Raw genomic sequence first — 21,036 nt, forward strand, 5'->3', positions numbered from 1 at the left:
TCGGCCCGCGCCCGAGATTGACGCGCACCGCCCATTGGCCCGTATGGAGCGGCCCGCCTCGACTCAGCCGAAGAAGCCGTCTCCTCCCTTGAGCCGCCTAAAAAAGATTCTCGACGTGACGGGCATCGCCGCGCAGCGCTTCGTCGCCCATGACGGCTGGGCGATCGCCAGCCACATCGCGCTGTCGATGCTGACCTCGCTGTTCCCGTTCCTGATCCTGCTCGCGGCGCTCGCCGGCCTGATCGGCAGCAAGTCGCTGGCGGACGAGGCCGGCACGCTGATCTTCGACGCGGTGCCGCGGGAGGTCGCCAAACCCATCGTCGGCGAGGTCCACCGCCTGCTCACCGAGCAGCGCGGCGGCGTGCTGACGATCGGCGCGCTGCTGGCGCTCTACTTCTCGTCCTCCGGGGTCGAGTCGCTGCGGGTCGGTCTCAACCGCGCCTACGGCATCCGCGAGATGCGGCCGTGGTGGCTCACCCGGCTCGAATCGATTGCCTACGTCGTCTGCGGCGCCTTCGCGATGCTGGCCTTCGCGCTGCTCGTGGTGCTCGGGCCGTTGATCTGGCGCCAGCTCGTCTTCGTCGCGCCGGGGCTGGAGCCGCTGGCGCTCACCGTTGCCATCGGCCGCATCGGCGTCACCGCCTTCCTGATCGCGCTGGTGCTGGTGATCGCGCACAAATTCGTCGCGGCCGGGCGGCGGCCGGTGCTGGCGGTGCTGCCGGGCATCGCCGTGACGCTGGGCCTGTGGTTCCTCGCCGGCCTCGGCTTCGGCTACTATCTCGACCGCTTCTCGAACGCCTACGCCTCGACCTACGGGGGCCTCGCCACCGCGATGATCTTCCTCGTGTTCCTCTACTGGCTGGCGGCGATGTTCCTGTTCGGCGGCGAGGTGAACGGCACGGTCATCGCGGCGCGGCGTCAGCGGCTTCAGGGGCGGATGCGGGCGCGGCAGGCGGAAGCGGCGCGGGTGAGCGCGCATCCGCTGCCGTGATCTCGCCCATCAGCTTGCGCTCGCGGGCCAGTTCCGCGAGCCGCTCGATCCGGATGCCGTGGGGCGGCAGGTCGATCACGAAGCGCTCGGCCATCTCGCCGAGGACGAAATCGGGGCGGACGGCTTCGAGATAGTGCCAGTCGATCCCCGTCGACCATAGGAAATGCACTTCGCGGAAGGTGTCGGCCAAGAGCGCGGTGAGCGTCGCGACCGGGCTGTGGGGGGTGTGCTGCGCGTAGGAATCGCCGAAGATCACGAGGCGGCGCGGATCGGCCCCCGGATCGTCGTTGCGGAACACCGCGTGTGCGCCGAGATGGGCGTCGCCGCCGCGCCCGAGCGCCTCCATCTCCAGCAGCAGGCCGTTGGCATGGATGCGCCGGGCCTCGCTCGCGATCGCGCTGCCTTCCGCCCATTCCGAGCGGTGGGGCATGAACTTCAGGCCGAGATCGCCCGTGAAGGGGAGGGCGATGCGCTCGCGCCGGGCCTCGATGTCGGCGCGCGCGGGCACGCCCATCCGCGCCAGGATCGTGCGGTAGGCCAGCGCGCAGCCTTGATGCGTCCAGTGGGTGTCGGTGCGCAGATAGAGCGGCGGGCCGTCCTTCGCCGCGCGGAAGGCGCCCGTGAGATCGACCCAGGCGCGGGCACCCGGCGAGGCGGTGAGCCAGCGGGCGAGCCGGAGCGCGGGGGCGCGGGCCGGATCGAAGGCGAGCCCCTCGGCCCACTCGGGATAGACGGTGAGCTTTTCCGGGGCGAGGGCGTGGAGGTAGGTCGCGCCAAGCCGGGCGCAGCGCCGCATGCGGGTCTCGATGAGCCGCCGCCAGCGCCACAGCGTGGCGCGGGACACGCCCGGCCGGCCATATTGTTCCAGCACCCGGTTGTTGCCGCGGATCAGGAACAGCCAGCCGTCCCGGCCCTCGTACACGTCGGCGGCCGGGTCGGGGGTGGAGGTCATGCGCCGGTTTTAGCGGGTGGCCGAACTGCCGGCCAGGAAAACCCTCTCCCGCAGAGAGGAGGGGGTTTTCCGGTTCGGATTTTACCTGCCGAACAGCCGCTTGATTCCGGCGAGCAGGCCGCCGTTGCGGGCGGGCTCCTGCGACGTCGTCTCGGACGGGGCCGGGGCGGATGCCCTGGCCGAGGCCACGACGGTCTGGACGAGGCCGAGCGCGGCCGTGTCGGTGGTCTCGCGGTCGATCAGGATCAGGCTGCCGGTGTCGCGGTTCTCGGCATAGGGATCGACGGCGATCTGCCGGTCGAGGGTCAGCGTCACGTCGCCGATATCGTTGACCGCGAGCTTGTCGGCGGGGCCGGCCTGTCCGGTCTCCGGATCGATCCGGCGGTGCACCGCCTTCACCACCGCGTTGACGGTCTGCGTGCCGACCTTCGCCCAGAGGTTGGCGCCGGGGGCAAGATCGGATTCGGCGGCCCAGAACAGGCGCACGTCGAGGCTGTCGGTCAGCGTCAGGGGCGCGTCCGAGGTCGCGATCACCGCGCCGCGCGAGGCATCGATTTCGTCGGCCAGCACCAGCGTGACCGACTGACCCTCGCTCGCCCGCTCCAGATCACCGTCGGCGGTGAAAATGCGGGCGATCGTCGAAGTCTTGCCGGAGGGCGCGACGGTGACGGCATCGCCCGGTGCGACGGAGCCCGAGGCGATCAGTCCCGAGAAGCCGCGGAAGTCGGAGTTCGGGCGGTTCACCCACTGCACCGGCATGCGGAAGGCGGCGGCGCGCTCCTCCGACTTCACCGGGACGTCCTCAAGGTAGCGCAGCAGCGGAACGTCCGTGTACCAAGTCGCGGCGGCACCCGGCAGCACGACGTTGTCGCCGTTCTTGGCCGAGAGCGGGATCGCCCGCACCTCGATGAAGTTCAGCGGCGCGGCAAAGGCCTGGAAGCCGGAGACGATCGCCTCGAACTTGTCTTGCGACCAACCGACGAGATCCATCTTGTTGATGGCGAGCGCGACGCGGCGGATGCCAAGTAGCGAGACGAGCAGCGCGTGGCGCCGAGTCTGGCGGGTCAGCCCGTGGCGGGCATCGACCAGGATCACGGCGACGTCGGCGGTCGAGGCGCCGGTCGCCATGTTGCGGGTGTACTGCTCGTGGCCGGGGGTGTCGGCGACGATGAACGAGCGCCGGTCGGTCGAGAAGAAGCGGTAGGCCACATCGATGGTGATGCCCTGCTCGCGCTCGGCCTGGAGACCGTCGACCAGCAGCGCGAGATCGACCTCGCCCCCTTGCGTGCCATGCTTGCGCGAATCGCGCTGGAGCGCCGTCACCTGATCGTCGAAGATCTGCTTGGTGTCGTGCAGCAGCCGCCCGATCAAGGTGGACTTGCCGTCATCGACCGAGCCGCAGGTGATGAAGCGCAAGACTTCCTTGTTCTGGTGCTGGCGCAGGAAGGCGTCGTAGCCGAACGCTTCCGGAGACTGATGGATGGTCATCAGAAGTAGCCCTCCTGCTTCTTGCGCTCCATGGCGCCGGCGCCGTCCTTGTCGATGACCCGGCCCTGGCGCTCCGAGGTGCGGGCGGCCAGCGTCTCGCCGATGATCTCCGGCAGGGTCGCAGCCGGACTCTCGACCGCGCCGGTCAGCGGGTAGCAGCCGAGCGTACGGAACCGGACTTGTCGCAGCTCCGGGGTCTCGCCCGGTTCCAGCGGAAAGCGTTCGTCATCGACCATGATGAGCTGGCCGTCGCGCTCGACGACCGGCCGCTCGGCGGCGAAGTAGAGCGGGACGATCGGAATGTTTTCCTGCTCGATGTAGAGCCAGATATCCAGTTCGGTCCAGTTGGACAGCGGGAACACGCGAAAACTCTCGCCGCGCCGCTTCTTGAAATTGTAGAGGTGCCAGGGCTCGGCGCGCTGGCGCTTCGGGTCCCAGCGGTGCTGGCCGTTGCGCAAGCTCACGATGCGCTCCTTGGCGCGGCTCGCCTCCTCGTCCCGGCGGGCGCCGCCGAAGGCCACGTCGTATTTGTACTTGTCGAGCGCCTGCCGCAGGGCCTGCGTCTTCATCACGTCGGTGTGCACTTCCGAGCCGTGGCTGACCGGGCCGATGCCCTTGGCGAGCCCGTCCTGATTCGTGTGCACGATGAGTTCGAGGCCGAGTTCCTTGGCGCGCCGATCGCGGAAGGCGATCATCTCGCGGAACTTCCAGGTCGTGTCGATGTGCATCAGGGGGAACGGCAGGCGCCCCGGCGCGAAGGCCTTCAGCGCCAAGTGCAGCAGCACCGACGAATCCTTGCCGATCGAGTAGAGCATCACCGGGTTCTCGGCCTCGGCGACCGCCTCCCGGAAGATGTGGATGCTCTCGGCCTCCAGACGCTGGAGATGCGTCAGGCGGGTGCGCGCGGGCGCGGCGACGGCAGCGCTCATCAGACCAGTTCCCTTCTGTGTTCGCGTGAGGTCGCGGCGCTCGCCGGTTCCTCGAAGGCCGCGGCCTCCTGTCCGGGCGCCACGTCACCGTCCGGCCTGTGCAGGTGCAGGCCGCACTCTTTCTTGGATTCCTGCTCCCACCACCAGCGGCCGGCCCGCTCATCCTCGCCGACCTTGACGGCGCGGGTGCAGGGCGCGCAGCCGATCGAGGGGAAGCCGCGATCGTGCAGCGTGTTGTAGGGAATGAAGTTGTCGCGCACGAAGCGATCGACGTCGGCGCGCGACCAGTCGGCGAGCGGGTTGACCTTGATCAGCCCGCGGCCCTCGTCGGCCTCCGCCAGCGGCGTGTCCGCGCGGTTGGCGGATTGCCCGGCGCGAAGTCCCGTGAACCACGCCGCCGCGCCGGTGAGCGCCCGGCCCAACGGTTCGACCTTGCGGAAGCCGCAGCAGGCCTGCCGCGCGGCGATCGAGTGGCGAAAGCCGTTGATGCCCTCGCGCGCGACGAACTCCTCCTCGGCCACCCGCTCCGGCGCATAGGCGCGGATGCGGATGCCGTAGGCAGCCTCCGTCTCGGTCCAGACGTCGTAGGTCTCGGGGTAGAGGCGGCCGGTATCGAGCGTGACGATCTCGGTGCGGCCCTTGTTCAGGGCGAGCGCGTGCGTGAGCGCCTGATCCTCGATGCCGAGGCTTGTGGTGAAGACGAGCCGGCCCGGGATGCGGTCCTCGACGAGGCGGATGCGCCCCCGGAGGTCCAGCCCCGCCATGGCTTCGGCGAGGTCCCCGGCCGCTCGGACGAGAGCAGCGGTCATGTGCGTAAAATCGGATTGCCTGCTTGTCGGAGCTCTGAAATGTTCGCTATAACGAACGCTGTCAAGGCGCCCGGACCCTTGCGGTGCTTTCGCGCACGCAATCCTCCGCTGCGCTGCGAACGAGCCTGCAACGGCCGCCGCGGCGGATCGTTGCCCAATTAGAAAAGAATCTTCTCAACGAGGTGCCCGATCGGGCTCGTCGCCCGGCGTTTCGGGCAGCGCCCTCTTGAGACCATCCTCGCCAACAATTCCGGAGAGGCCGACCTTGGACTCGATCGACCTGAAGATCCTCGCGCTTCTGCAGAAGGACGCCACCCTCTCCATCGCCGCCATCGGCGAGCAGGTCGGGCTGTCGCAGACCCCGTGCTGGAAGCGGATCCAGCGTCTCGAGGCCGACGGCGTGATCGACCGGCGCGTCGCCGTGCTCGATCCGGTGAAGCTCGGACTCGGCCTCACCGTCTTCGTTTCCATCGAAACATCCGACCATTCCAAGGACTGGCTGGAGCAATTCGCCGATCGGATCGCGGCGATGCCGGAGGTGCTCGAATTTTACCGCATGGCCGGTGACGTCGATTACATGCTGCGCGTCGTCGTGGCCGACATGGCCGCCTACGACACGTTCTATAAGAACCTGATCGCGACCCTGCCTCTCAAGAACGTGACCTCGCGCTTCGCCATGGAAAAGGTGAAGTCGACGACCGCCCTGCCGTTGCCGGCGCCGCCCCCGCGGGGACGGGCCGAGCCGCGGCTGGCAGTGGTCGGAGAATAAATTTCCTTTTCGCAGCGCAACAGCGAACAATCTCTTCTCTCTGCGGGGCGTTCTTTAAAACGGACGTTTCGACGTTGACAGCGGCGCTCCGGCGGACGACATGGCACCCACAATGTCCAGGCAAGCACTCCTCCCCCGTACGGCTCCCTTCGGAGATCAGGAGCGGGCCCATCTCGACGCGGCGCTCGGCGCGGCGACGCCGATTCAGCGCGCGTGGCTGACGGGCTTCCTCGCCGGTCTCGACGCGGCTGCCGGCCAGCCGGCTGCGGCGGCTCCGGCCCCCGCCGCACCCCCGAAGGCGGCCGAGCCGCTGACGATCCTGTTCGCGTCCGAATCGGGCAATTCCGAAAAGCTCGCGAGCGACGTGAGCAAGCTCGCGCGCAAGCAGGGCTTCAAGCCGAAGGTCGTGGATTTCGCCGATCTCGATCTGGCCACCCTGCCGAAGGCCGGCAAGGTCATCGCCATCGCCGCGACCTGGGGCGAGGGCGAGCCGCCCGCCCGCGCGGTGCGGGCCTATGGCGAGCTGATGTCCGATGCCGCGCCGCGCCTCGACGGCCTCGCGTTCGGCGTGCTGGCGCTGGGTGACACCAGCTACGCGGAGTTCTGTGCGATCGGGAAGGCGCTCGACGCGCGCTTCGAGGCGCTCGGCGCCAAGCGTGCCTACGACCGCGCGGATCTCGACCTCGATTTCGAGAAGCCGGCCGCCGAGTGGATCAAGGGGACGCTGAAGGCGCTGGCGCCGGCGGAAGTGCCGGCCGACAACGTGGTGGCCGTCGATTTCCGCGCCGGAGCCGAGGACGAGGACGGCGAAGTCAGCCGCGAGCCTGTGGTGGTCGAGGTGATCGACCACGTGAACCTCAACTCCTCGCGCTCCGACAAGGAGACGATCCACCTCGCCCTCGAATTCGAGGACGGGGCGCCGGCCTACGAGCCCGGCGATTCGCTGGAGATCTTCCCGGAGAACGACCCGCAGCTCGTGGACGAGATCCTGCGCGCGGCCGGGCTCTCGGGTGACGAGGCTCTGCGCAAGGCGCTGCTCGCCGAGCGCGACATCACCACGCTCTCGCCCACCACGGTCGAGCGCTTCGCCAAGGCGACCGGGCACGCCGACGCCCAAAAGTTCGTCGAGAGCGGCGAGGTGAAGGCCTGGATCGAGGGGCGGCACCTGATCGACCTGATCGAGCGCTTCCCCGCCGAACTGACCGCCGAGCATCTCAACACCGTGACCCGGCCGCTGCCGCCGCGGGCCTATTCCATCGCCTCCTCGCGTAGGGAAGTCGGCGACGAGGTGCATCTCACCATCGCCGCCGTGCGCTACGAGACCCATGGCCGCGCCCGCTCCGGCGTCGCCTCGGTGCATGTCGCCGACCGTATCAAGAACGGCGCCAAGCTGCGGGTTCGGGTGAAGCCCAACAAGCATTTCCGCCTGCCCTCCGACCCGGCGACCGACATCATCATGGTCGGCCCCGGCACCGGCGTCGCGCCGTTCCGCGCCTTCGTGCAGGAGCGCCGCGCCACGGAGGCCCCCGGCCGCTCCTGGCTGTTCTTCGGCGACCGTCACTTCACCCACGACTTCCTGTACCAGCTCGAATGGCAGGACGCGCTGGAGGACGGCTCGCTGGCCAAGATCGACGTGGCCTTCTCCCGCGACCAGCCGGAGAAGATCTACGTGCAGGACCGGATCGACGCACAGGCCGCCGAGGTGGTGGAATGGCTCGATGGCGGCGCCCATTTCTACGTCTGCGGCGATGCCAAGAACATGGCCAAGGACGTGCGCGCCGCCGTGGTGCGCGCCTTCGAGAGCGTGAAGGGCCTCGGCAGCGCCGACGCCGAGGCGCATGTCGCCTCGCTGGAACGCGCCCGGCGCTACCAGCAGGACGTTTACTGAGGCACGACGTTGACTGAGGAAGGACGGCGTTCCTTCCCGATCTGGACTTCATCCTGAGACGCTCGCGCCAGCGCGCTTCGCGGGAAGGCTCCAGGGATCGCCGCGAGAACGGGAGCCCTCCTTCGAGGTCTCCGCTTCGCTCCGTCACCTCAGGATGAGGTGACGGGCGGGGATGAGCGGCCGAACGCGATCATTGCAGAGATCACCGCCATGGACGACCACAAGCCGATCGACACCCCTGACGGCCCCGCCGTGGACACGCCCGGCATCGGCGCGCGCCGCTACGAGACGCCGCCGACCGAGCTTCCGATCACGGAGGCGGAGGCCGCGCGGGCTGCCGGGCTCGCCCACAACGAGCACCTGAAGATCGCCAGCGGCTACCTGCGCGGCGGGCTCGCCGACGGGCTCCTCAAGCACGCCACCGGCGCGATCTCCGAGGATGACGGCCAGCTCGTCAAGTTCCACGGCATGTACATGCAGGACGACCGGGACATCCGGGCGGAACGCACCAGGAAGAAGCTCGAGAAGGCCTACAGCTTCATGATCCGCCTGCGCATCGCGGGCGGCGTCGTGACGCCCAAGCAGTGGCTGATCCTCGATAACATCGCCACGACCTATGCCGGCAGCGCGCTGCGGGCGACGACCCGGCAGACGTTCCAGTATCACGGCGTCATCAAGTCGAACCTCAAGCGCACGATGGCGGCGATCGACTCGGCGCTGCTCGACACCATCGCCGCCTGCGGCGACGTGAACCGCAACGTCATGGCCGCGACCAACCCGGCTCAGGCCGGCGCCCACAAGATCGCGCTCCAGCTCGCCAAGGACATTTCCGACACCCTGCTGCCGAAGACCGGCGCGTGGCGCGAGATCTGGCTCGACGGCGAGCGCGTGGTCGGCGGCGAGGACGCGGCCGAGGTCGAGCCGATCTACGGCAAGACCTACCTGCCGCGGAAGTTCAAGACCGTGGTCGCGGTGCCGCCCTCCAACGAGGTCGACATCTTCGCCCACGACCTCGGCTTCATCGCCATCCTCGACAAGAAGAACCGGGTCACGGGCTGGAACGTCACCGTCGGCGGCGGCATGGGCATGACCCACGGCGAGACAGACACGTTTCCGCGCACCGCCGACGTGCTCGGCTTCGTGAAGCCCGAGGATGCCTTGAAGGCGGCCGAGGCGGTGATGACGGTCCAGCGCGACTGGGGCAACCGCAAGAACCGTAAGAACGCCCGCCTCAAGTACACGATCGAGCGCTTCGGCCTCGACGCGTTCCGGGCCGAGGTCGAGAAGCGGATCGGCAATCCGCTGGCTGAGCCGAAGCCTTTCACCTTCGACGGCAACGGCGACCGCTACGGCTGGGTCGAGGGCGATGACGGGCGCCACCACCTCACACTCTACGTGCCGTCCGGCCGGATCAAGGACATCGAGGGTGGGCCGCAATTCCTCTCGGGCCTGCGTCGCATCGCCGAGGTGCACGAGGGCGATTTCCGGCTGACCGGCAACCAGAACGTCATCATCGCCAACGTGCCGGCAGGCAAGAAGGCCGAGATCGATGCGCTGGTCGACGAGTACGGCCTGACCCGGGGGGCTTCGGCGCTGCGCCGCAACTCCATGGCCTGCGTCGCCCTGCCGACCTGCGGCCTCGCGCTGGCCGAGAGCGAGCGCTACCTGCCCGACCTCCTCACCGAGCTGGAAGAGAGCCTCGCCCGCCACGGGCTGCAGGACGAGCCCATCACCATCCGCTCGACCGGCTGCCCCAACGGCTGCGCCCGACCCTTCATCTCGGAAATCGGCCTCGTCGGCCGCGGCCCCGAGCGCTACCACCTCTATCTCGGCGCCGCCTTCGACGGCTCCCGGCTGAGCAAGCTCTACCGCGAGGACGTCACCGCCTCCGAGATCAAGGGCACCCTGGATCCGCTCTTCGCCGCCTATGCCAAGGACCGGCAGCCGGGCGAGCACTTCGGGGATTTCGTGATCCGCGCCGGGTACGTTGCCAAGACGAGCAACGGACCGGACTTCCACGAGCGGACGGGTCCCCTGCGGGCGGCCTGAAGACACGTCTGACGCTGATGGCCGGGGCGAACGCCCCGGCAGTCTACGGCCGTCATTTCGTAGGGGCCGCTTCAGGCCGGCACCACCGCCACGTTGTCGATGAGCCGCGTCCTGCCGAGATAGGCCGCCACCAGCACCCGCGCCTCCCGCTCGGCCCTGGCCACGGGGGCCAGCGTCTGCGCATCGCGCACTTCCAGATACTGCACCGGGCCGAAACCCGCCGCCTCCAGCGCCGCGATGCCCTCGCTCACCAGCGGGCTCGCCTCGGCGCCGCGCGCGAGGCGATCGGCGATCTCGGCGAGCACCGCGTGCAGGCGCGGCGCGACCGCCCGCTCATGCGGGTCGAGGTAGCGGTTGCGCGAGGAGAGGGCGAGGCCGTCCGTCTCGCGCAAGGTCGGAACGCCCTCGATCGTGACCGCGATGTCGAGGTCGCGGATGACCGAGCGGATCACCTGCAACTGCTGAAAATCCTTCTCGCCGAACAGGGCGATGTCGGGCCGCACCTGATGAATGAGCTTGGTCACGACGGTGGCGACGCCGGAGAAGTGGCCGGGCCGGACGCTGCCGCATAGACCCTCCGCCGCCGGGCCGGGCTCGATGCGCGTCGAAAAACCCGTCGGGTACATGGTCTCGACGGAGGGGAGCCAAACGGCGTCGGCGCCGGCTTCGGACAAAAGCGCGAGGTCGGCTTGCGTGTCCCGCGGGTAGCGGGAGAAATCCTCGTTCGGGCCGAACTGGGTCGGGTTCACGAAGATGCTGACGATGGCCCGCCGGCCGATCGCCTTGGCATGCGCCACCAGGGCGAGGTGGCCGGCATGCAGCGCCCCCATGGTCGGCACCAGCACGATCCGGTCGCCGCTCCTCCGCCATGCGTCGACCCGTGCACGGAGGGCCTCAAGGGTGTCGAAGCGAAGGGTCGTGTCGGACATCGGGCAGCTCGGAGCAGGGAAACGCGCCGCACAGGTAAGCGCCTGGGCCGCCGGATGCCAGCGGGGCGGCCCCGCATTACGGGCAATAGCGCAGGGGCCGGTCGAACGGGTCGTCGTAGCCGGGGCCGGGACGGAAGCCGTAATAGCTCGGCTTGCCCAGGCCGTATTCCGAGCCGACGTAGCTCGGGTCGTACGGCGCGTTGGTCGGCACCGGCGCGATGCGCGGGGCACAGCCGACCAGACGACGGGGGAGGGGGCGGGCCGGCCTGTCGCCCTCGGCATCCCCATCCCCACGGGGGAAGAAGCGCGGCGCCGCGGAGGCGATGGGCGGGCCGGGCTCGAACATCGGCAGGTCGGCCGCGGATAAGGAGCTGCCGTGGAGACCGGAAAGGGCGAGGAGAGCACCGAGCACCCGCTGCCGACCGGCCGTCATCACATCACTCTCCCGCTCCGCTTCACGATGCCTCGCAGCCTATGGTGAACGGATCGTTACCGCGCGGCGCGCTCACGCCCGCGGATAGACGATGACCGAGAGATAGGTCATCGGCGTCTTGATGAGCTTGGCCGGGCCGTGCAGGCCGTTCGAATCAAACATCAGCGCGTCGCCGGGCTCCAGATGATAGTCCTGGCCCGAATGGTGATACATCACCTCGCCGGTCAGCATGTAGATGAACTCCGTCCCGACATGGCGAAAGCTCGTATAGGCCTCGGCCTCGTCCTGGAGGGTGATGAGGTAGGGCTCCACCACCACGTCGCCGCGGATGCCGGCGCCCAGAAGCTCGTAGAGATGCCCGACTTTGGTGCCGCGCCGCTCGATCGGCACGCCGTGGCCGCGCTTCACGTGGCTGCAGTCACGGGTTTCCTCGAAGGCGGCGAAAAGGCCGGTGATCGGCACGTTGAGGGCCGAGGCGATCGCGTTGATCGAGGCGAGCGAGGGCGAGATCGCACCGTTCTCGATCTTGGAGATCATGCCGGGCGAGATGCCGGCCGCACTGCCGAGATCGGCCACCGACAGGTCGCGCTCCCTCCGAAGCAGGCGAACCTGATGGCCGAGCGCCTTTTCCAGGGGGCGCTCCTCCACGACGGGCGCGTTCGACGCTGTGTTCAGCATGGATCCCTGGCTGCTCCTTTCGCCGTTGCGGCACGAAAATATTATGGTGCAGGATTTCGACACCGCCACCGGGAACGGTCGTTGCGGGGCGCATTTGCCCAGCGGCAATGCCCATTTAACGATGCCGATCATCGGCACGCGGCGGCGAAGAAGTCTCTGTTCCGCCCCCGCGTTTGCCCCCGACACCGAAATTTCCGGGGGGTAGTGCGAAGTGAGAGTGTTTCGGGTTCGTGCAGGCTGTCACGGCGATACGTGCCCGCATTCAAGGTTCGTGAAAACACCCTGCCACCAGCGGACGCTTCACTGTCCGATACGAAGAAAGGGCCGGCACTGTCCGCGCCGACCCTCCCCAAAAACGGTCCTCGCTTGAAATCCTAGAACGGGATGTCGTCGTCGAGATCGTAGTTCGGCTTGGCGCCGCCGCTGCCCGAGGCCGGCCGGCGATCGCCGCCGCCGCCGGAGCGGCTCGAGCCGTAATCGTCGCGCCCGCCGCGGTCGCCGCCGCGATCACCCCCCCGGTCGCCGCCGCGGCTGATCTGGCCGCCGCCCTCGTCCTCGCCGGCGAAGTCGCCACCGCCGCCGCCGCCCCGGCCGTCGAGAATCGTCATCTCGCCACGGAAGCGCTGAAGCACCACCTCGGTGGTGTACTTCTCCGCGCCCGACTGGTCGGTCCACTTGCGGGTCTGGAGCTGGCCCTCGATGTAGACCTTCGAGCCCTTGCGCAGATACTGCTCCGCAACGCGGGCGAGGTTGTCGTTGTAGATCACGACCGAGTGCCACTCGGTCTTCTCCTTACGCTCGCCCGACGCCTTGTCCTTCCAGGACTCCGACGTCGCGATGCGCAGGTTCACCACGGGATCGCCCGAGGACAGACGCCGGGTCTCGGGATCGCGCCCGAGATTGCCGACCAGAATCACCTTGTTGACGCTGCCCGCCATCTCATCTCTCCATCCGGTCCGATCTCACAGGGCATTCTACGGCACGCCCGCGATGGCCGGGACTCTTGAGCGTGCCGCCCCGTCTCGGCAAGCCGTCCGGGGCCGTTGTGCCCGCTAACCACCGCGTGCCGTCGCCGCCACAAATGTTCTATCTCTGTTCTTGTTGCGCGACAAGCGGCGCGGCGCCCGTCGAAGCTCGGTTTCGTTCAGGAGACCTTCACGACGAGCTTACCGAAATTGGCGCCCCGCAGCATCCCGGCGAAGGCGGCCGGTGCGTTTTCCAGGCCCTCGACCACGTCCTCGCGCGCCTTGACCCGCCCGGCGCGCAGCCAGCCGCCGACGTCGCGCACGAAATCGCCCTGCATCGCGGCAAAATCCCAGACGATGAAGCCGCGCAGCGTCAGCCGCTTGGTCAGGATGGCGCGCATCAGCACCGGCGAGCGGTCGGGGCCGGGGGGCAGTTCGCTCAGATTGTAGCCCGAGACGAGGCCGCAGACCGGCACCCGCGCGAAGTCGTTGAGAAGCGGCAGCACCGCGTCGAACACCGCCCCTCCGACATTCTCGAAATACACGTCGATCCCATCGGGGCAGGCGCGGGCCAGCGCGTCGGGGAAGTCGGCGGCGCGGTGGTCGACCGCCGCGTCGAAGCCGAGCGTCTCGGTCAGGTAGGCGCATTTCTCCGCGCCCCCGGCGATGCCGACGGCCCGCGCGCCCTTGATGCGGGCGATCTGGCCGACGAGGGAGCCGACCGGTCCCGCGGCGGCGGCCACCACGACGGTCTCCTTCGGCTGTGGCCGGCCAATCTCCAGAAGCCCGGTATAGGCGGTCATGCCGGGCATGCCGAGGATTCCGAGGAACTGGCTTGGCGGCCCGTCGGCGGGGTCGATGCGCTGCAGATTCTTTCCGTCCGAGACGGCGAATTCCTGCCAGCCGGCATTGGCCAGCACGAGATCGCCCTCGGCGAAGGCCGGATTCTCCGAGGCGACCACCTCGCTCACCGTCTGCCCGACCATGGTCTCGCCGATCTCGACGGGCTTGGCATAGGATTTCGCGGCACTCATCCGCCCGCGCATATAGGGGTCGAGGGAGAGCCAGCGGGTCCGAAGCAGCACCTCGCCCTGTTGCGGCGTGGGCGTGCGCCCCTCTTCCAGGCGAAAATGTTCGGGCTTCGGCTCGCCGTGTGGGCGCGCGGCCAGCACGATCCGACGGTTGACGACTGCCATGAAGCCCTCCGGGGTTTGTTCGGGGTGGAACCGGGCAGATGGGTCGCGCGCTGGTTCCGGCAATGCATGGCGGCACAACCGCGGAGGTTCGCGATGGCGTGGAAGACGGTGGCCGTGACGGCGGCGATGCTGGCGATGGGGGGCGCCGCCGCAGCGGCGGGGGGCGATCCGCTCTCGGGCTATCGCTGGAAATCGCGGGTGCTGGTGCTGGCCGCGCCGGATGCCGATGACGCGCGGTTGCAGGCGCAGCGACAGGCGCTGGCATCGGCGCGGACGGGCGCGTCCGAGCGCGATCTCGTCACGCTCGAGGCGGTGGGGAAGGGGGCGGAGGCATCGGCCTTGCGCCGGCATCTCGGCCTTCCGGACAACGCGTTCCGGGCGGTGCTCGTCGGCAAGGACGGCGGCGCCAAGCTGACCTCGGAGGAGCCGATCCCGCCGCAGCGCCTGTTTTCCACCATCGATGCCATGCCGATGCGGCAGGACGAGGCGAAGCGGCGCTGACCCATACGAGAAGAAGGGGCCGCGAGCGGCCCCTTCCTTGTCTTCGATGCGATCAGTAGCAGCGCTCGACCAGAACGCGGCGGTAGCCGTAGGGCGTCCAGGTCAGGCGCGGGACGGTGTAGCAGCCACCACCGGCGAAATACGGGTCGTAGCCCACCGTCGTGTAGCCGTAGGGGCCACCCCAGCCGCCGTAACCACCCCAGCCACCATAGCCGCCGTAGAGGCCGCCCGCGGCGAGGCCCAGACCGAGCCCGAGACCGACGCCACCCAGGCCGATGCCACGCCGGTAGCCCCAGCCGCCGCCCCGCCAGCCGCCATAACCGCCGCGCCAGCCGCCGAAACCGGCACCGCGATAGAAACCGCCCCGGCCGGCAAATCCGCCGCCGAAACGCGGACCGCCGAAGCCGCCGCCGAAGCGCGGGCCGCCAAACCCACCACCGCGGAAACCGCCGCCGGCGAAGCCGCCGCGGAAGCCACCGCCGCCGAACCCACCACCGCGGAAGCCGCCGCCACCGAACCCGCCGCCGCGGAAGCCGCCGCCACCGAAGCCCGGACGGGCATCGGCGGTGGCCGGGATCATCATCAGCGCGCTTGCCATCACCGCCGATGCCAGAACAACCCGTTTCATCAGATCGTCTCCACCCGAGAGAGAAAGTGCTCCCCTGTTGGCTTTGAACGTGTGACGGGAAAAATCGGTCCCTGCGACCTCTGGTCCCAAACATCTTGTGATGACGCCGCGAACGACCCGGTCTGTCGTGCCGGCTGCTTGAATGCTGCCATGCTTTCGCGCGAGGAGGGCGGATACGGCCGTGCCTGCCCCGCAGGGGCCGCCTCTTCAGGAACCGCCCGTCCGTGATGCGCCGCCTCGCCGTTCCCGCTCTCGCCGCCGCCTTGGTCTCCGGCTTCATTCTCGGGCCGCTCGCACCCGTGCCTGTCCGGGCGCAGCCGGCGCCCGCCGCCAAGGGGCCGTGCCAGGGGGTCGAGTTCGAAGGGCAGCCCTACACGGTCTGCACCGTCGATCTGCGGCGCGAGCGCGTGCGGCTGTTCTGGCTCGGAACCGACGGGTTGCCCTACGGCTCGCTGTCGAGCCTCGCCGAGCGCCAGGGCCCGCGCCTCAGCTTCGCGATGAACGCCGGCATGTACGACAAGGGGCAGGCCCCGGTCGGGCTCTACGTCGAGGACGGGCGCGAGTTGAAGGGCGCCTCCACCGCCAACGGACCGGGCAACTTCCACCTCAAGCCGAACGGCGTCTTCTACGTGAAGGGCGACCGGGCCGGCGTGCTCGATACCGGACGCTACTTGCGCGCCAAGCCAGCGCCCGAATTCGCCACGCAATCGGGGCCGATGCTGGTGATCGACGGCAAGATTCACCCGAAGATCTCGGCGGACGGCCCGAGCCAGAAGATCCGCAACGGCGTCGGCGTGCGCGACGGCGGACACGTCGCGGTGTTCGCGATCTCGGAGCGCCCGGTGACCTTCGGCGCCTTCGCCCGCCTGTTCAAGGACAGCTTCGGCTGCCGCAACGCCCTGTTCCTCGACGGCAGCGTGTCGAGCCTCTACGCACCGGGCCTCGGCCGCTCCGACCTCAGCCGGCCGCTCGGGCCGCTGGTGGGTGCGGTGGGGCGGTAGGACGCCGTCCTGCCACCCCGCGCCGGCCCTACCGCTGCCCGAAGGCCGAGCTCTTGAACAGATCCTTGTACTGGTGTGGCTGGCTGCGCCAGTACTGCTTGGGTGCCCGCACCTGCGCCCCGAGTTCGGCCGCGGCGTGCCAGGGCCAGCGGGGATCGTAGAGCATCGCGCGGGCGAGCGAGACCGCGTCGGCCTTGCCCTCCGCCAGGATGGCTTCCGCCTGGCGCGGCTCGGTGATGAGGCCGACCGCGATGGTGGTGAGCCCGGTCTCCGCCTTGATCCGCTCGGCGAAGGGCACCTGATAGCCCGGCCCGACCGGGATCTTCTGCGCCGTCGAGAGGCCGCCGGTGGAGACGTGGATGGCGGCCGCGCCGCGGCGCTTGAGGGCGCGGGCGAGTTCCACCGTCTCGTCGAGGGTCCAGCCCGCCTCGACCCAATCGGTCGCCGAGACCCGCATCCAGACCGGCTTGCCCGCGGGCACGACCTCGCGCACCGCCTCGAAGCATTCCAGCGGAAACCGCATCCGGTTCTCCAGGCTGCCGCCGTAATGGTCGTCCCGCCGGTTGGAGAGCGGCGAGAGGAACTGGTGCAGCAGGTAGCCGTGGGCGCCGTGCAGCTCGACGGCGTCGATGCCGAGGCGCATGGCGCGCTTGGCCGTGGCGACGAAGCCGTCGCGTACCCGCTTCAACCCCCCCGCGTCGAGGGCGTGCGGCGGCACCTCGCCCTCCGCGTGGGGCACCGCCGAGGGTGCCTCGGTCTGCCAGCCGTCGGGGGCGTCCGGGGCGATCTGGGCGCCGCCCTCCCAAGGCGCGCGGCTCGACGCCTTGCGGCCGGCATGGTTGATCTGGATCGCCACCGGGATCGGCGCATAGCCGCGCACCGCGTCGAGCACGCGGGCCAGGGCCCGCTCGGTGGCGTCGTCGTAGAGGCCGAGATCGCCGGGTGAGATCCGCGCCTCGGGCGAGACCGCCGTCGCCTCCAGGGTCAGGAGCCCGGCGCCCGACTGCGCGAGCTGGCCGAGATGCATCAGGTGCCAGTCGGTCGCCGCGCCGGCCAGCGCCGAATACTGGCACATCGGCGCAATGAGGATGCGGTTCTCGAGCTCCAGGTCGTCCAGGCGCAGGGGCTCGAACAGGCGGGCTGACATCGGCAGGCTCCGGTCGCGGTGGCGGCGATTGGCGGCCTATCTGGGATACGCTGCCCCCGGCCGCCAGCCCGAAACCGCGCATGGGACGCCTGAGATCCTTGTTGCAGGCTTCCCCCGGCGGTGGACTCCTCCATCTCACCCGTTGCGTAACGCGGAAGGACCATTCGGGATGGGATTGCTGGTCGAGGGCGCGTGGCACGACAAGGGCTACGACACTGCCAAGTCCGGCGGGCGCTTCGAGCGCTCGGCCGCCGCCTTCCGGAATTGGGTCACGCCCGATGGCACCCCCGGCCCGACGGGGGAGGGCGGGTTCATCGGCGAGGCGGAACGCTATCATCTCATCGTCGCGCTCGCCTGCCCCTGGGCGCACCGCACGCTGATCGTCCGCCGTCTGAAACGGTTGGAGGCCATCACCGTCTCGGTGGTCTCCCCGTACATGCGCGAGGAGGGCTGGGTCTTCCGGGCCGAGGAGGAGGGCGGGGTGCCGGGCTCGACCGCCGATCCGCTGTTCGGCGCCAAGCGGCTCTACGAGATCTATGTCCGGGCCAAGCCCGACTATTCCGGCCGCGTCACCGTGCCGGTGCTATGGGACAAAGAGCGTGAGACCATCGTCTCGAACGAGTCGGCCGAGATCATCCGCATGCTGAACGGCGCCTTCGGTGCGGGCGGGCCGGACCTCTACCCGGAGGCCCTTCGCAGTGCGATCGATGCCGTCAACGAACGCGTCTACGACCGGGTCAACAACGGCGTCTACAAGGCGGGTTTCGCGACAAAGCAGGACGCTTACGAGGACGCCTTCACCGCCTTGTTCTCGGAGCTCGACGCGCTCGAAGACCGGCTCGGCCGGCAGCGCTACCTCTGCGGATCGGTGCTCACCGAGGCCGATATCCGCCTGTTCACCACGCTGGTGCGGTTCGATGCGGTCTATGTCGGGCACTTCAAGTGCAACCGGCAGCGGATTGCCGACTACCCCAACCTCTCGAACTATCTCCGCGACCTCTACGCCCTGCCGGGCGTGGCGGAGACGGTGAACCTCGATCAGATCAAGCGCCACTATTACGGCAGCCATCCCGGCATCAACCCGACCGGGATCGTGCCGCTCGGCCCCGAACTCGATTTCGCTGCGCCCAACGATCGCGCCCTGCGCTTCGGCGGTTGAACCCGAACCGACGCAGGAAATATTCCCAGCGACAACCGGCAGCGAATGCCGATCAGGAGGAACATCACGCCATGACGATCCGCTCGCACGCACCCCTTCTCGCCCTTCTCGGCCTGATCGCCGCCGGTCCGGCCTCGGCCCAGCAGGGCGCCGAGGTGGCGATCACCGGCCGATGCGAGCGGCTGGTGATCGGCGGTCTCGACATCACGCAGAACTGCAAGGAACAGCTCGTCAACACGGTCTCGCGCGGGCGCACGACCTTCGACTTCGCCGCCTGGGACGGACAATCCCTGAGCTTCAGCGGCGCGGGCACGCAGCACGAGCAGACGGAGGAGACCGAGCAGCTCCAGCCGATCAGCCTCGTCGTGCCCGGCATGAAGAACAAGGAGGGCATCGTCCGCACCCCCGCGCCCGCGGTCGGCGCTTGCAAGTTCTCGAAGCCGGAACCCGGCAAGACCATGATCGCCTGCGAGGCGACCTCGCAGGGCAAGACCTATGCAGGCGTCTTCATCACCGAGACCAAAGCCGGCGCCGAACCGGGCAAGGAGGGCGCGAAGGACGGTTCGACCAATTCGCCGAAGCCCTGAACCGCCGGTCTTGCCCGACGCGCGTGCCGGCCGTGCGGTGACCGGACACGCGGCGTCGTCCGCGTGATGACACGCGCTCTTTCGCCGAGCCGGCCCCGGTCCGGCGCAAGAGCGCTCCGGCGAGCGCGAAAACGTCTGGTCAGCCGCGCCGCCAAGCCCCATGTAACGGAACGATGCGCCGCACGAACCTGCGCTGCCCGCATCGACGTGCGTTCTGTGAATCTTCCGAGGGCTCCATGCTCGAAGCCAACGCCGCCGCCGGCGCCCCCGTCGACGGCCTCATCAAGGACACCACCACGGCGGGGTTCCGGCAGGATGTCATCGCCGAGTCGATGAACCAGCCGGTGATCGTCGATTTCTGGGCGCCGTGGTGCGGCCCGTGCAAGCAACTCACGCCGGTCCTCGAGAAGGTGGTGCGGGCGTCGGGCGGCCGGGTGAAGCTCGCCAAGCTCAACATCGACGAGCATCCCGGCGTCTGGCAGCAGATCGGCCAGCAGCTCGGCCTGCAATCGATCCCCGCCGTGATCGCGATCGACCGCGGCCGTCCGGTGGATGCCTTCATGGGCGCCGTGCCGGAATCCGAAGTGCGCGCCTTCGTCGATCGGCTCGCCGGCCCGTCCGAGATCGATCAGGTGCTGGAGGAGGCCGCCGCGGTCGCCTCCGCGGGCGATCTTCCCGCCGCCTCCGAACTCTACGCCGCGGTTCTGCGCGAGGAGCCGGAGAACCTGAAGGCCATCGCCGGGCTCGCCAAGACTCAGCTCGAACTCGGTGAGACCGAGGGCGCCAAGCAGGTTCTCGCCATGGCGCCGGCGGACAAGGCCGACGACCCGCTGTTCGCGGGTGTCCGCGCGGCCCTCGAACTCGCCGAACAGGCCGGGAGCCTGGGCGACCTCGCCGCGCTGCAGAAGCGCATCGAGGCCGACCCGAGCGACTTCCAGGCCCGTTTCGATCTCGCACTGGGCCTCAACGCGGCGGGCAAGCGCGAGGAGGCGGTCGATCAGCTCGTCGCCATCGCCCGCGCCGACCGGAGCTGGAACGAGGATGCGGCGCGCAAGCAACTGCTCCAGTTCTTCGAGGCGTGGGGCCTGATGGACCCCGCTGCGATCCGGGGACGCCGTCAGCTCTCGACGCTGCTGTTCTCGTGAGCCACTGCCTCCGCGAGAACGCCGGGGCGACCGAAGCGGCCGGATGCGGTGCTCCCCATCCGGTCCCACAGCAGGAAAGCCGCGCATGAGCCCGCAGCCGAGCTGCAAGTCGCCGGCGGATTGCCCCGCCGTCATCCCGATCTTCCCGCTGCCGGGGGCGCTGCTCCTGCCGCGGGGACAGATGCCGCTCAACATCTTCGAGCCGCGCTATCTCGCCATGGTGGACGACGCGCTGCGCTCCGAGCGGATCATCGGCATGATCCAGCCGGACGCCGACGGGGCCGGCTCGCCGCTCAGCCCCCGGCTCTACCGGGTCGGCTGCGCCGGGCGGATCAGCCAGTTCGCCGAGACCGGCGACGGCCGCTACCTGATCTCGCTCACCGGTGTCAGCCGCTTCCGGGTCGAGAACGAACTCTCCGTCACCACTGCCTACCGCCGCTGCCAAGTCTCCTACGACGCCTTCGCCCAGGATTTCGAGGCGCGGGCGGGGGAGGAGGCGGTCGATCGCGAGAGCGTGCTGCAGACCCTGCGCAACTTCGTCGATGCCAACGAGCTTCAGGTCGATTGGGCCGGCATCGACGAGGCGTCGAACGAGGCTCTGGTCAACGCGCTCTGCATGATGAGCCCGTTCGGCGTGCGCGAGAAACAGGCGATGCTGGAAGCGCCCGACCTGAAGACGCGGGCCGAGGTGCTCGTCGCCGTCACCGAAATGGAGCTGGTGCGCGCCAGCGGCTCCGAGCCGACGCTGCAGTAATATCAAGGGCTCCCGACCTTCTGGCGGTCGGGGAGCCC

21 protein-coding genes are annotated in these 21,036 nt (G+C 69.2%); 10 read left to right on the top strand and 11 right to left on the bottom strand.

Annotated features, from left to right (window positions below; genetic code table 11):
• Positions 1-43 precede the first annotated feature (43 nt).
• On the top strand, positions 44-991 hold the full coding sequence (locus Y590_RS10305) for a YihY/virulence factor BrkB family protein (RefSeq protein ID WP_060769751.1): 948 nt from the start codon (positions 44-46) through the stop codon (positions 989-991).
• Here Y590_RS10305 and Y590_RS10310 read toward each other — a convergent pair.
• From Y590_RS10310 to Y590_RS10325, 4 genes are all read right to left on the bottom strand, one after another.
• Complete coding sequence (locus tag Y590_RS10310; protein WP_060769752.1) at positions 903-1,943, bottom strand: alginate O-acetyltransferase AlgX-related protein; 1,041 nt, start codon at positions 1,941-1,943, stop codon at positions 903-905. The genes Y590_RS10305 and Y590_RS10310 overlap by 89 nt on opposite strands.
• Before the next feature lie 81 nt (positions 1,944-2,024).
• Positions 2,025-3,431, bottom strand: a complete 1,407-nt coding sequence (gene cysN, locus Y590_RS10315; protein ID WP_060769753.1) for a sulfate adenylyltransferase subunit CysN — start codon at positions 3,429-3,431, stop codon at positions 2,025-2,027.
• Positions 3,431-4,360 (bottom strand): sulfate adenylyltransferase subunit CysD, encoded by a 930-nt coding sequence (gene cysD, locus Y590_RS10320; protein ID WP_060769754.1) that lies wholly within the window; start codon positions 4,358-4,360, stop codon positions 3,431-3,433. Before cysD ends, cysN begins: the two co-directional genes overlap by 1 nt.
• Positions 4,360-5,169, bottom strand: coding sequence for a phosphoadenylyl-sulfate reductase (locus tag Y590_RS10325; protein WP_060769755.1), 810 nt, complete (start codon positions 5,167-5,169; stop codon positions 4,360-4,362). The genes cysD and Y590_RS10325 overlap by 1 nt, the downstream gene beginning before the upstream one ends.
• A 265-nt stretch (positions 5,170-5,434) precedes the next feature.
• On the opposite strand from Y590_RS10325, the gene Y590_RS10330 reads away from it, so the two are divergent.
• The 3 genes from Y590_RS10330 (at position 5,435) to Y590_RS10340 (ending at position 9,875) form a co-directional block, all read left to right on the top strand.
• On the top strand, positions 5,435-5,938 hold the full coding sequence (locus Y590_RS10330) for an Lrp/AsnC family transcriptional regulator (RefSeq protein ID WP_060769756.1): 504 nt from the start codon (positions 5,435-5,437) through the stop codon (positions 5,936-5,938).
• A gap of 112 nt (positions 5,939-6,050) precedes the next feature.
• The gene (locus Y590_RS10335) at positions 6,051-7,826 is read left to right on the top strand and encodes a diflavin oxidoreductase (RefSeq protein WP_060769757.1); all 1,776 of its coding nucleotides are present in this window, start codon (positions 6,051-6,053) and stop codon (positions 7,824-7,826) included.
• 210 nt (positions 7,827-8,036) lie between these two features.
• Positions 8,037-9,875 carry an NADPH-dependent assimilatory sulfite reductase hemoprotein subunit gene (locus Y590_RS10340; protein ID WP_060772243.1) on the top strand — a complete coding sequence of 613 codons (1,839 nt, stop codon included), beginning with the start codon at positions 8,037-8,039 and terminating at the stop codon, positions 9,873-9,875.
• 71 nt (positions 9,876-9,946) lie between these two features.
• Here the strand turns inward: Y590_RS10340 and panC are convergent, their stop codons facing one another.
• From panC to curA, 5 genes are all read right to left on the bottom strand, one after another.
• Entirely contained in the window at positions 9,947-10,804 is an 858-nt protein-coding gene (gene panC / locus Y590_RS10345; protein WP_060769758.1) for a pantoate--beta-alanine ligase, read from the bottom strand.
• A gap of 76 nt (positions 10,805-10,880) precedes the next feature.
• Positions 10,881-11,237, bottom strand: a complete 357-nt coding sequence (locus Y590_RS10350; protein WP_060769759.1) for a hypothetical protein — start codon at positions 11,235-11,237, stop codon at positions 10,881-10,883.
• Positions 11,238-11,309: 72 nt separating this feature from the next.
• The gene (locus Y590_RS10355) at positions 11,310-11,915 is read right to left on the bottom strand and encodes a helix-turn-helix domain-containing protein (RefSeq protein WP_060769760.1); all 606 of its coding nucleotides are present in this window, start codon (positions 11,913-11,915) and stop codon (positions 11,310-11,312) included.
• A gap of 374 nt (positions 11,916-12,289) precedes the next feature.
• The gene (ssb, locus tag Y590_RS10360; RefSeq protein ID WP_060769761.1) at positions 12,290-12,853 is read right to left on the bottom strand and encodes a single-stranded DNA-binding protein; all 564 of its coding nucleotides are present in this window, start codon (positions 12,851-12,853) and stop codon (positions 12,290-12,292) included.
• A gap of 206 nt (positions 12,854-13,059) precedes the next feature.
• The gene (curA, locus tag Y590_RS10365) at positions 13,060-14,076 is read right to left on the bottom strand and encodes an NADPH-dependent curcumin/dihydrocurcumin reductase (RefSeq protein WP_060769762.1); all 1,017 of its coding nucleotides are present in this window, start codon (positions 14,074-14,076) and stop codon (positions 13,060-13,062) included.
• Positions 14,077-14,169: 93 nt separating this feature from the next.
• Here curA and Y590_RS10370 point away from each other — a divergent pair, with 93 nt between their 5' ends.
• Positions 14,170-14,577, top strand: a complete 408-nt coding sequence (locus tag Y590_RS10370) for a DUF4174 domain-containing protein (protein ID WP_060769763.1) — start codon at positions 14,170-14,172, stop codon at positions 14,575-14,577.
• Between the two features lie 52 nt (positions 14,578-14,629).
• On the opposite strand, the gene Y590_RS10375 is transcribed toward Y590_RS10370, so the two are convergent.
• Positions 14,630-15,205, bottom strand: coding sequence for a hypothetical protein (locus Y590_RS10375; RefSeq protein WP_060769764.1), 576 nt, complete (start codon positions 15,203-15,205; stop codon positions 14,630-14,632).
• A 227-nt stretch (positions 15,206-15,432) separates the two neighbouring features.
• On the opposite strand from Y590_RS10375, the gene Y590_RS10380 reads away from it, so the two are divergent.
• Positions 15,433-16,206 (top strand): phosphodiester glycosidase family protein, encoded by a 774-nt coding sequence (locus Y590_RS10380; RefSeq protein WP_060769765.1) that lies wholly within the window; start codon positions 15,433-15,435, stop codon positions 16,204-16,206.
• Positions 16,207-16,234: 28 nt separating this feature from the next.
• On the opposite strand, the gene Y590_RS10385 is transcribed toward Y590_RS10380, so the two are convergent.
• Positions 16,235-17,353, bottom strand: a complete 1,119-nt coding sequence (locus tag Y590_RS10385) for an NADH:flavin oxidoreductase/NADH oxidase (protein WP_060769766.1) — start codon at positions 17,351-17,353, stop codon at positions 16,235-16,237.
• A 169-nt stretch (positions 17,354-17,522) separates the two neighbouring features.
• Between Y590_RS10385 and Y590_RS10390 the strand changes: the two genes are divergently transcribed.
• From Y590_RS10390 to Y590_RS10405, 4 genes are all read left to right on the top strand, one after another.
• Complete coding sequence (locus Y590_RS10390) at positions 17,523-18,512, top strand: glutathione S-transferase family protein (protein WP_060769767.1); 990 nt, start codon at positions 17,523-17,525, stop codon at positions 18,510-18,512.
• A gap of 71 nt (positions 18,513-18,583) precedes the next feature.
• Positions 18,584-19,099, top strand: a complete 516-nt coding sequence (locus tag Y590_RS10395; protein ID WP_060769768.1) for a hypothetical protein — start codon at positions 18,584-18,586, stop codon at positions 19,097-19,099.
• A 236-nt stretch (positions 19,100-19,335) separates the two neighbouring features.
• Positions 19,336-20,244 carry a thioredoxin family protein gene (locus tag Y590_RS10400; protein ID WP_060769769.1) on the top strand — a complete coding sequence of 303 codons (909 nt, stop codon included), beginning with the start codon at positions 19,336-19,338 and terminating at the stop codon, positions 20,242-20,244.
• Between the two features lie 85 nt (positions 20,245-20,329).
• Entirely contained in the window at positions 20,330-20,998 is a 669-nt protein-coding gene (locus tag Y590_RS10405; protein WP_060769770.1) for an LON peptidase substrate-binding domain-containing protein, read from the top strand.
• Positions 20,999-21,036: the final 38 nt, after the last annotated feature.

Origin of the sequence: Methylobacterium sp. AMS5 (assembly GCF_001542815.1) — a bacterium.
Lineage (GTDB): Bacteria > Pseudomonadota > Alphaproteobacteria > Rhizobiales > Beijerinckiaceae > Methylobacterium.

Excerpts from the sequence above, each read along its gene's own strand:
- Y590_RS10400 (WP_060769769.1), top strand. The coding sequence starts at position 19,336 with ATGCTCGAAGCCAACGCCGCCGCCGGCGCCCCCGTCGACGGCCTCATC.
- Y590_RS10310 (WP_060769752.1), bottom strand. The coding sequence starts at position 1,943 with ATGACCTCCACCCCCGACCCGGCCGCCGACGTGTACGAGGGCCGGGAC.
- curA (WP_060769762.1), bottom strand. The coding sequence starts at position 14,076 with ATGGCAGTCGTCAACCGTCGGATCGTGCTGGCCGCGCGCCCACACGGC.
- Y590_RS10335 (WP_060769757.1), top strand. The coding sequence starts at position 6,051 with ATGTCCAGGCAAGCACTCCTCCCCCGTACGGCTCCCTTCGGAGATCAG.
- panC (WP_060769758.1), bottom strand. The coding sequence starts at position 10,804 with ATGTCCGACACGACCCTTCGCTTCGACACCCTTGAGGCCCTCCGTGCA.
- Y590_RS10395 (WP_060769768.1), top strand. The coding sequence starts at position 18,584 with ATGACGATCCGCTCGCACGCACCCCTTCTCGCCCTTCTCGGCCTGATC.
- Y590_RS10380 (WP_060769765.1), top strand. The coding sequence starts at position 15,433 with ATGCGCCGCCTCGCCGTTCCCGCTCTCGCCGCCGCCTTGGTCTCCGGC.
- cysN (WP_060769753.1), bottom strand. The coding sequence starts at position 3,431 with ATGACCATCCATCAGTCTCCGGAAGCGTTCGGCTACGACGCCTTCCTG.
- Y590_RS10385 (WP_060769766.1), bottom strand. The coding sequence starts at position 17,353 with ATGTCAGCCCGCCTGTTCGAGCCCCTGCGCCTGGACGACCTGGAGCTC.
- Y590_RS10405 (WP_060769770.1), top strand. The coding sequence starts at position 20,330 with ATGAGCCCGCAGCCGAGCTGCAAGTCGCCGGCGGATTGCCCCGCCGTC.
- Y590_RS10390 (WP_060769767.1), top strand. The coding sequence starts at position 17,523 with ATGGGATTGCTGGTCGAGGGCGCGTGGCACGACAAGGGCTACGACACT.
- Y590_RS10305 (WP_060769751.1), top strand. The coding sequence starts at position 44 with ATGGAGCGGCCCGCCTCGACTCAGCCGAAGAAGCCGTCTCCTCCCTTG.
- Y590_RS10325 (WP_060769755.1), bottom strand. The coding sequence starts at position 5,169 with ATGACCGCTGCTCTCGTCCGAGCGGCCGGGGACCTCGCCGAAGCCATG.
- cysD (WP_060769754.1), bottom strand. The coding sequence starts at position 4,360 with ATGAGCGCTGCCGTCGCCGCGCCCGCGCGCACCCGCCTGACGCATCTC.
- Y590_RS10350 (WP_060769759.1), bottom strand. The coding sequence starts at position 11,237 with ATGACGGCCGGTCGGCAGCGGGTGCTCGGTGCTCTCCTCGCCCTTTCC.
- Y590_RS10340 (WP_060772243.1), top strand. The coding sequence starts at position 8,037 with ATGGACGACCACAAGCCGATCGACACCCCTGACGGCCCCGCCGTGGAC.
- Y590_RS10375 (WP_060769764.1), bottom strand. The coding sequence starts at position 15,205 with ATGAAACGGGTTGTTCTGGCATCGGCGGTGATGGCAAGCGCGCTGATG.
- ssb (WP_060769761.1), bottom strand. The coding sequence starts at position 12,853 with ATGGCGGGCAGCGTCAACAAGGTGATTCTGGTCGGCAATCTCGGGCGC.
- Y590_RS10370 (WP_060769763.1), top strand. The coding sequence starts at position 14,170 with ATGGCGTGGAAGACGGTGGCCGTGACGGCGGCGATGCTGGCGATGGGG.
- Y590_RS10355 (WP_060769760.1), bottom strand. The coding sequence starts at position 11,915 with ATGCTGAACACAGCGTCGAACGCGCCCGTCGTGGAGGAGCGCCCCCTG.